This window comes from Rhizobium sp. KNZ2-6A (genome assembly GCF_056755475.1).
Genome location: NZ_JBNDIC010000015.1, coordinates 126,722 through 134,967, shown reverse-complemented (window position 1 = coordinate 134,967; position 8,246 = coordinate 126,722). Strand labels below are relative to the sequence as shown.

At 60.7% G+C, this 8,246-nt stretch carries 9 protein-coding genes and 1 pseudogene; 8 read left to right on the top strand and 2 right to left on the bottom strand.

From position 1 onward, the window contains the following. Both ACPYOP_RS13295 and ACPYOP_RS13290 read right to left on the bottom strand, forming a co-directional pair. Positions 1 to 881, bottom strand: an 881-nt coding sequence (locus ACPYOP_RS13295) for a 2Fe-2S iron-sulfur cluster-binding protein (protein WP_481410849.1), incomplete at its 3' end; no start/stop codon positions are given. A gap of 68 nt (positions 882 to 949) precedes the next feature. Then, on the bottom strand, positions 950 to 1,726 hold the full coding sequence (locus ACPYOP_RS13290; RefSeq protein ID WP_481410848.1) for a 3-hydroxybutyrate dehydrogenase: 777 nt from the start codon (positions 1,724 to 1,726) through the stop codon (positions 950 to 952). Positions 1,727 to 1,960: 234 nt separating this feature from the next. On the opposite strand from ACPYOP_RS13290, the gene glpK reads away from it, so the two are divergent. From glpK to ACPYOP_RS13250, 8 genes and pseudogenes are all read left to right on the top strand, one after another. Beyond that, positions 1,961 to 3,463 (top strand): glycerol kinase GlpK, encoded by a 1,503-nt coding sequence (glpK, locus tag ACPYOP_RS13285; protein ID WP_481410847.1) that lies wholly within the window; start codon positions 1,961 to 1,963, stop codon positions 3,461 to 3,463. A gap of 179 nt (positions 3,464 to 3,642) precedes the next feature. Continuing rightward, a complete protein-coding gene (locus tag ACPYOP_RS13280; RefSeq protein WP_481410846.1) occupies positions 3,643 to 4,452 on the top strand; it encodes a membrane-anchored protein in 810 nt (269 codons plus the stop codon). 61 nt (positions 4,453 to 4,513) lie between these two features. Then, positions 4,514 to 4,873: pseudogene (locus ACPYOP_RS13275) on the top strand (LD-carboxypeptidase); the annotation flags it as partial. A gap of 129 nt (positions 4,874 to 5,002) precedes the next feature. Beyond that, the gene (locus ACPYOP_RS13270) at positions 5,003 to 5,461 is read left to right on the top strand and encodes a hypothetical protein (RefSeq protein WP_481410858.1); all 459 of its coding nucleotides are present in this window, start codon (positions 5,003 to 5,005) and stop codon (positions 5,459 to 5,461) included. A gap of 81 nt (positions 5,462 to 5,542) precedes the next feature. Next, positions 5,543 to 5,917 carry a YciI family protein gene (locus tag ACPYOP_RS13265; protein WP_120664647.1) on the top strand — a complete coding sequence of 125 codons (375 nt, stop codon included), beginning with the start codon at positions 5,543 to 5,545 and terminating at the stop codon, positions 5,915 to 5,917. After that, entirely contained in the window at positions 5,914 to 7,170 is a 1,257-nt protein-coding gene (locus tag ACPYOP_RS13260; RefSeq protein ID WP_481410845.1) for an RNA polymerase sigma factor, read from the top strand. The genes ACPYOP_RS13265 and ACPYOP_RS13260 overlap by 4 nt, the downstream gene beginning before the upstream one ends. A 100-nt stretch (positions 7,171 to 7,270) precedes the next feature. Further along, on the top strand, positions 7,271 to 7,741 hold the full coding sequence (locus ACPYOP_RS13255) for an SRPBCC family protein (protein ID WP_481410844.1): 471 nt from the start codon (positions 7,271 to 7,273) through the stop codon (positions 7,739 to 7,741). A 30-nt stretch (positions 7,742 to 7,771) separates the two neighbouring features. Continuing rightward, positions 7,772 to 8,200, top strand: a complete 429-nt coding sequence (locus ACPYOP_RS13250) for a DoxX family protein (protein ID WP_481410843.1) — start codon at positions 7,772 to 7,774, stop codon at positions 8,198 to 8,200. Positions 8,201 to 8,246 lie beyond the last annotated feature (46 nt).

Sequence of the window (8,246 nt, the reverse complement as noted above, 5' to 3'; positions counted from 1 at the left end):
TCGCCGCCGATGCGGTTGATGAGCTTGGTAAATGCCGGGATCTTTTCACTGATCACAGCAAAGGCGCGGCTATAGGTGACGCCGGCGCCGATGGTCAGCCCATCGTCCTCGACGACAATCTTCTGCAGATCGGTCAGGTGGTTGATGAAGACCACCGGATTGAGCCGGCGCATCTGCTTGGTGACCCAGAGGCCGACATCGGTTGCGCCGGCGACGACGGTTGCCGTCGGTTCATCAGCAAGCACCTGTGCCAGTGCGGCAACGGAACCGGGCACGACAAGGCGATCCTCGCCCTCGGCAATCTCGATGGTATCGCCGCCCTGCATCGCCCAGAGGCGAGCGATGATATCGGCCCTCGTTTTTTCGAGGGGATCGAAGAGCGCGCTCGGCCGCTTCTGGCTGACCTGCTCGGCCGCCTTGACGATCGGCTCGTAGCCCGTGCATCGACAGAGATTGCCCTGCAGCGACTTTTCGATCTGCGCCCGGCTCGGCTTTTCCGTCGTCAGCCAGAGGCCATAGAGCGACATGACAAAGCCCGGCGTGCAGAAACCGCATTGCGAGCCGTGGCAATCGACCATGGCCTGTTGCACCGGATGAAGGGTGCCGTTCTGGGCGGCGAGATGCTCGACGGTGACGACATGGGTCGCATGCAGCGAGCCGACGAAGCGGATGCAGGCATTGACGGATTCATAGTGCAGCCCGCCATCGATCAGGCGTCCCACAAGCACCGTGCAGGCGCCGCAGTCGCCTTCCGCACATCCTTCCTTCGTTCCCGTCAGGCGCCGCTTGAGGCGCAAGAAGTCGAGCAGCGTCTCGGTGGGGCGCAGGCTGGATAGGGTGATATCCTCGCCGTTGAGGATAAAGCGAATGCTGTCGCTCATGTCGTTCCCGTTTATTGTTTCTTGACCGGGCCGGATACGCGGACGAATCCGGCCCTAACCGTCTATGGTTATTCCGCGGTCCAGCCACCGTCAATCGAGACGTGGGTGCCGGTTACCTGGCGTGCCTCGTCGCTTGCTAGGTAGAGCGAGAGGGCGCCGATCTCCTCGGCCTTGACGAACTCATGCGTCGGCTGGGCCTTGAGGATGACTTCGTTCTTGACCTGCTCTTCCGTCATCCCGCGTGCCTTGGCCGTATCCGGAATCTGCTTTTCGACAAGCGGGGTCAGGACGTATCCGGGGCAAATGGCGTTCACCGTCACGCCGAATTCGGCAAGCTCGAGCGCTGCCGTCTTGGTTAGGCCTAATATACCATGTTTTGCCGCGACATAGGCGGATTTGAAGGGCGAGGCGACCAGGCCGTGCGCCGAGGCGATGTTGATGATGCGGCCGTATTTGCGGGCCTTCATCAGCGGAATGGCGGCGCGGATCGTGTGGAAGGAGCTGGAGAGATTGATCGCGATGATCTGGTCCCACTTCTCGATCGGGAAATCCTCGATCTTCTCGACATGCTGGATGCCGGCATTGTTGACGAGGACATCGACGCTGCCGAAGGTGGAGTTGGCGGTGGCGATCAGATCGGCGATCTCGGCGGGCTTCGTCATGTCGGCGGGATGATAGATCGCTTTGCCGCCGCCGGAGGCCTCCAGCTTGGTCTTGATCGCGTCGATTTCCTCGGGCTTTCCGAAGCCATTGATGACGACGTTATCGCCTTTGGCGGCGAAGGCGGTTGCGATGGCGAGGCCGATACCGCTCGTGGAACCGGTGACGACAACTGTTCTAGCCATGGTCTTCTCCTTGGACAGCGCAGCTTCCTGCTGCAGTGCAAAACGATCTCAGCCTAGTCCTAAACCTGCGAATATGGCAATCGCATTGCTGCCAGTCTTCTTTACGGCACCTTGACCCACGATTCCGTGAGCAGGAAAGCGCGTCCTTCAGCGAAAAATTTCGTTTTGCTTTCTTTTCACATTCGTTTTGCTCGCGTATCTGTTGTTTCGGGATGCAATAGGCGGGAGGAACGCATGAGCGGTTATGTCTTGGCGATCGATCAGGGAACGACGTCGACGCGGGCTATCGTTTTCGACGGCAAGATGAAGGTTGCCGGTGTCGGACAGAAGGAATTCACCCAGCATTATCCGAAGCCCGGCTGGGTCGAGCACGATCCGGAAGAAATCTGGTCCTCCGTTCTCGTCACCGTCCGTAAGGCGATCGAGGCTGCCGGCATCACCGCCAAGGATATTGCCGCACTCGGCATCACCAACCAGCGCGAGACCGTCGTCGTCTGGGACCGCGAGACCGGCAAGCCGATCCACAATGCCATCGTCTGGCAGGATCGCCGCACGGCGGGCTATTGCGAGAAGCTGAAGCGTCAGGATCTGGAAAAGCTCTTCACCCGCCGCACCGGCCTGCTGCTCGATCCCTATTTCTCCGGCACCAAGCTCTCCTGGCTGCTGACCAATGTGAAGGGCGCCCGTGCCCGCGCCGCCAAGGGCGGGCTCTGCTTCGGCACGGTCGATACGTTCCTGATCTGGCGGCTGACGGGCGGCCGGAACTTCGTCACCGATGCGACCAACGCCTCGCGGACGCTGATGTACAATATCGGCGCGAGCGAATGGGACGAGGAGCTGCTGGATATCCTGCGCGTTCCCGCGGCGATGCTGCCTGAAGTGAAGGATTGCGCCGCCGATTTCGGCGTAACCGACGCGGCGCATTTCGGTGCCGAAATCCCGATCCTCGGTGTTGCCGGCGATCAGCAGGCGGCAACAATCGGCCAGGCCTGCTTCGAGCGCGGCATGATGAAATCCACCTATGGCACGGGCTGCTTCGCGCTGCTCAATACCGGCGCCGACATGGTGCGCTCAAAGAACCGCCTGCTGACCACCATCGCCTACCGGCTGAACGGCGAGACGACCTATGCGCTCGAAGGCTCTATCTTCATCGCGGGCGCTGCCGTGCAATGGCTGCGCGATGGGCTGAAGGCGATCAAGCGCGCTTCCGATTCCGGCGAACTGGCCGCCAAGGCCGATCCGCAGCAGGAGGTTTATCTCGTGCCGGCCTTCACCGGTCTTGGCGCGCCTTACTGGGATCCGGATGCGCGCGGCGCGATCTTCGGCCTTACGCGCAATACCGGTCCGGAAGAAATCGTCCGGGCGGCACTCGAGGCCGTCTGCTATCAGTCGCGCGATCTGCTGGATGCCATGCACAAGGATTGGCGCAATGGCAACGGGCAGCACACGGTGCTGCGCGTCGATGGCGGTATGGTCGCCTCCGACTGGACGATGCAGCGGCTTGCCGATCTGCTGGATGCCCCGGTCGATCGTCCGACCATTCTGGAAACGACGGCCCTCGGCGCTGCCTGGCTTGCCGGCAGCCGCGCCGGCGTCTGGCCGGATCGCGCCGGCTTCGCCAAGGCCTGGGCGCGAGACAAGCGGTTCGAACCTGACATGGACGCCAAAGCCCGGAATGCGAAGCTTAAAGGCTGGAAGAACGCGGTCTCTCGTACCTTGAGCACACGGCAGGGATGATCGGCATCCATCGGCCGCTCACCGCAGGTTATGTTGTGTAAGATTTCTTTATTTTGCTTATATAAGACCGCACAGCGATACTCGCCTTATTCGCGGCTCGGGGAGGGATTCCGGGCCGCATTTCGCCGGATGGAGCCCTTTGGGGACGGACGCCTTCTTGGGAGACGATAAAGCGAATAATGGCTGCTCAATTTTCTGAACTGAAGAAACACTATTACCGGCAGATCAAGTATCATCTGACCCGACCGAAGCCGCCTATCCTGGCGAAGCGGTTCGCTGGGCCTGTTCTCGTCGTCGGCTCTGCGCCGGTCTCGCACAAGCCGGCGGATTTCGACGAGAGTTTCAAGGTCATCACCATCAACGGATCGCAGACGGTGACGAAGGGCTGGGGGATCGAGGCGCCCGACGTGACGCTCGTCCAGTTCAACCAGATCGAAGGCACCAACACCAATGCCGTCGAGGTGCGTCGCGTCCTGAATGGCGAGCGGACGAAGATGCTCTATGTGCTGCTGTGGCGGAAGGAGCTTCAACGGCTGGAAGACGGGCTGAAGTCGTTCAATTACAGCTATGAACAGCTTGAAATCGTCGATCGCTACAAGCGCATGGCGCTGCTGGACCGGGTCGGTGGGGTCAAATGCAGCGAGCTTGGCGCGGACGACAAATGCTCCAACGGCATCAACGCCGTGCTTTTCGCCCTCTATAACGGCGCAACCGAAGTCATCATCACGGGCATCAATCCCGATTCCGGCGGGCATGTCTACAACACGGAAAACCTCGCGCGGCTGCATGTCCGCAAGGATCGCGAGGTTCTCGAACGGCTTCTCGAACGGGGCTATCCGGTGTTCACCACCGATCCCGGCGTCTCGCAATCCGTCGGTCTGCCGCTATGGGCGGGCAAGGCAAACGCCGGACGAGCCGTGGAGCCCGATGCCAGGGCCAAACGGCCTGCGCCGATAAGCACTGCTGTCGTCAATCCATCGTTGAGCTAAAGGCTGAGCAACGGTCAATCCGCGGCTGACGCGTGTCGTGATTCCATGCCAAGATCGCGGCATGGAATCACTCGATCGCACAGAGACCAGTCGGATATCGATGCCGCTGCCATTGCGGCCGGGCGACAAGGTGCGCTTTGTATCGCCCGCAAGCTCACCCGACAGGGATAGGGTTCTAAGGCATGCCGAAATCCTGAAAGGCTGGGGGCTTGTCGTCGACTTTGGCGAGCATGCCTTTCTTAAGCGGGACTACCTCGCGGGTACTGACGAGGAGCGACTTGCGGATCTTAACGCAGCGCTTCGCGATCCCGATGTTCGGGCGATCTTCACAACAGGCGGCGGTAAAGGCTCGTATCGGATCGCCGACCAAATGGATGTTGCTGCAGCCAGATGTGATCCCAAGTTCGTTATCGGTTTCAGCGACATCACCGCCTTGCATCTGAGTTTCCTGAAGAATTGCCGTCAGATCGGTATTCATGGCGCTTTCTTTGCTGGACCGAATGACGAGGGCGTCAGTCTTTATACGCGCGATTCGATGCGGCGGGCATTGATGACAACCGAGGACATCGTCATTGCCTCGCGCCCGGAAGAGCCGACCTCACGGCTGACGACAAACGGAACGGCCAAGGGCCGGCTGATCGGCGGCAATCTCGATATGGTGGCGACATCCGCCGGTTGGGCGCTGCCGGATCTGCATGGTGCGGTTCTTTTGCTCGAAGCCGTTAATATGTATCGCGGCCAGGTAGACCGGCAGATGACGATGTTGCGCAAGGCCGGTCATCTAAATGGTTTGGCAGCTGTCGCTATCGGCCAATTTACCGATTTCGAGTTCGATCGGCGCTACTCAGTGATCGATATCCTGCGCGAACACCTGGCCGAGCTGAATGTGCCGATCCTCGGTGGCCTGCCGCTTGGGCATGGCGATCGTCCGGCAAGCGTTTTGATCGGCGCCGTCGCGGAGCTTGACGCGAAGGCCGGAATGTTGGTGATCCGGCGCGGTAAAGCTTGACCGTCAGCCACGATATTTTTTTGACGTAGCCTGTCGGTCCGGATGATATTCCTTCGTCTTTAAAGGGAGAAGGGAATACTCATGCTTTACGCGATCCTATGCTACAACGACGAAGATACCGTATTCGCCTGGTCCAAGGAGCAGGAGGAGGCCACCATGGCGCGGCTGATTGCCGTGCAGGAGCCCCTTAGAGAAGCCGGCAAGCTCGGCCCGGTGGCGCGACTGATGCCGACGACGGCGGCAACGACCCTGCGCAAGGGCAGGAACGAGCCGATCGTCATTGACGGTCCCTTTGCGGAAACCAAGGAACAGTTGCTCGGTTTCTACGTCGTCGATTTCGAAACCCTCGACGAAGCCATCGGCTTTTCGAAGGAGCTTGCCGCGGCCAATCCCGGCGTCGGCTCCTATGAAATCCGCCCGCTTTACGTCTTCCGGCCGGGAGCAGTCGCGACATGACGGATATTGCCTGGATCGACATCGCGCTGACCAATGCCCGGCCGCAGGTGCTGGGTGCGCTGCTGCGCTATTTCCGCAATCTCGATGTTGCCGAGGAAGCCTTTCAGGAGGCCTGCCTCAGGGCCTTGAAGACCTGGCCGGACAAAGGGCCGCCGCGCGATCCCATTGCCTGGCTGATCTTCGTCGGCCGCAACAGCGGCATCGATACCGTGCGCAAGCAGGCGAAATTGCAGAGCCTGCCGGACGAGGAGGCGATCTCCGATACGAGCGATGCGGAGAGCGATCTGGCCGAACGGCTCGACGGCTCCGGATATCGCGATGATATTTTGAGGCTGCTGTTCATCTGCTGCCATCCGGACTTGCCGGCGACGCAGCAGATCGCACTCGCGCTGCGCATCGTCTCGGGACTTTCGGTGCAGCAGATCGCTCGCGCATTTCTGGTCAGCGATAGCGCGATGGAGCAGCGCATTACCCGTGCGAAAGCGCGAGTCGCTGCCGCCGGCGTTGCTTTCGAGACGCCGGGTGCGATCGAGCGCAGCGAACGGCTGGCGCTCGTCAGCGCCATGGTCTACCTCATCTATAACGAAGGCTATTCGGCCGGCGGGACGCATCGCGAGGCAGCCGCCTTCGCCGACGAGGCGATCCGGCTTGGCCGGCTACTCTTGCGGCTCTTTCCGTCCGAGCCCGAGACCATGGCGCTGCTGGCGCTGATGCTCTTGCAGCAATCGCGCAAGGATGCGCGGTTCGATGCGGACGGGCAGATCATCCTGCTGGAAGATCAGGACCGCTCGCTTTGGGATCGGACGCTGATCGACGAGGCGCTGGCGCTGCTCGACAAGGCGATCCGTCATCGCCGGCCCGGTCCCTATCAGGTGCAGGCCGCGATCGCGGCGCTGCATTCCCGGGCAAAACGTGCCGTCGATACGGATTGGGAAGAGATCGACCTTCTCTATCAGATGCTGGAGAGGCTGACGCCGTCGCCCGTCGTCACGCTCAATCGCTCGGTCGCGCTCTCCAAACTGAAAGGACCGGAGGACGCTCTGGCGCTGATTGCGACGCTGGAAGCGCAGCTCGACAGCTATTTCTACTTTCACGGCGTGAGGGGCGGTCTGCTTGCGCAGCTTGGCCGCTCGCAGGAAGCGCGCGTCGCTTTCGACAGGGCCATCGCGCTTGCACGCTCGCCCGCAGAGGCAGCCCATATCCGCCACCAGCTCGATCGTCTGAGCGCGGATGCTCTTGCGGCTGCAAAATAATCGGAAAATTTGTGTCTGCGTTGTCGGGAAACGGCGGTTGCGAACGTCGTTAGAGTATAGGCCGTGCAGGCCGCGTCAAACTGGAAAGAGGAAGAGGACCATGACCGAGCAAACCCAGCGCCACGAACTCTCGTTGACCCGCGTCATCGATGCCCCACGCGAGAAGATCTTCCGCTGCTGGACGGAGGAGCAGCTTTTGAAGCAATGGTTCGCTCCGCAGCCATGGACGGTGTCCGCCGCCAAGATCGACGTTCGCGCGGGCGGCTCGAGTTCCGTCACCATGCGCAGCCCTGAAGGTGAGGATTATCCCGGGAATGGCGTCTATCTCGAAGTCGTTCCCAATGAGCGGATCGTTTTCACGGATGCCTTCACCAGCGCCTGGGTGCCGTCGGCAAAGCCCTTCATGGTGGTCACGATCCAACTCGACGACCTCGGTGGCGGCAAAACGCGCTATACCGCGACTGTCCTGCACTGGTCGGCCGAAGATCGCGAAGCGCACGAAAAAATGGGGTTCCATCAGGGATGGGGCCAGTGCGCCGATCAGCTTGCCGCGCTCGCGGCCAAGATCTGAATTTCCTAGCCAATTCCGGGGGATACGAACATGTCTTACGTAGTCGATTCATCCATGCCTTCGGTCACGCGGGCTCAGCGTGTGGCGGGCATGATCCTTAGTGGACTGGTCATTGCCTTCCTGCTGTTCGATGGCGTGATCAAGCTCGTTCCGCTTCCTGTCGTCACGGAAACCATGGCGGCTCTTGGCTATTCCGCCGATCCGGCGCTGGCTCGGCTTCTCGGCGTCATCACGCTCGGCTGCGCCATTCTCTATGCGATCCCGAAAACGTCCGTCCTCGGCGCAATCCTTTTGACTGGCCTGCTCGGCGGCGCAATCGCGACGCATCTGAGGGTCGGCAGCCCTATCTTCTCGCATTTGCTGTTCGGCGTCTATCTTGGCGTCATCGCCTGGGGTGGACTTTATCTTCGCTATGAAGCGCTTCGCAAAATGATTCCGTTCTTTGATCGAAGCTTTTGATTTCGGATTCGATTTGCTAAGGCTCACTCCTCCAAAACGGGGATGG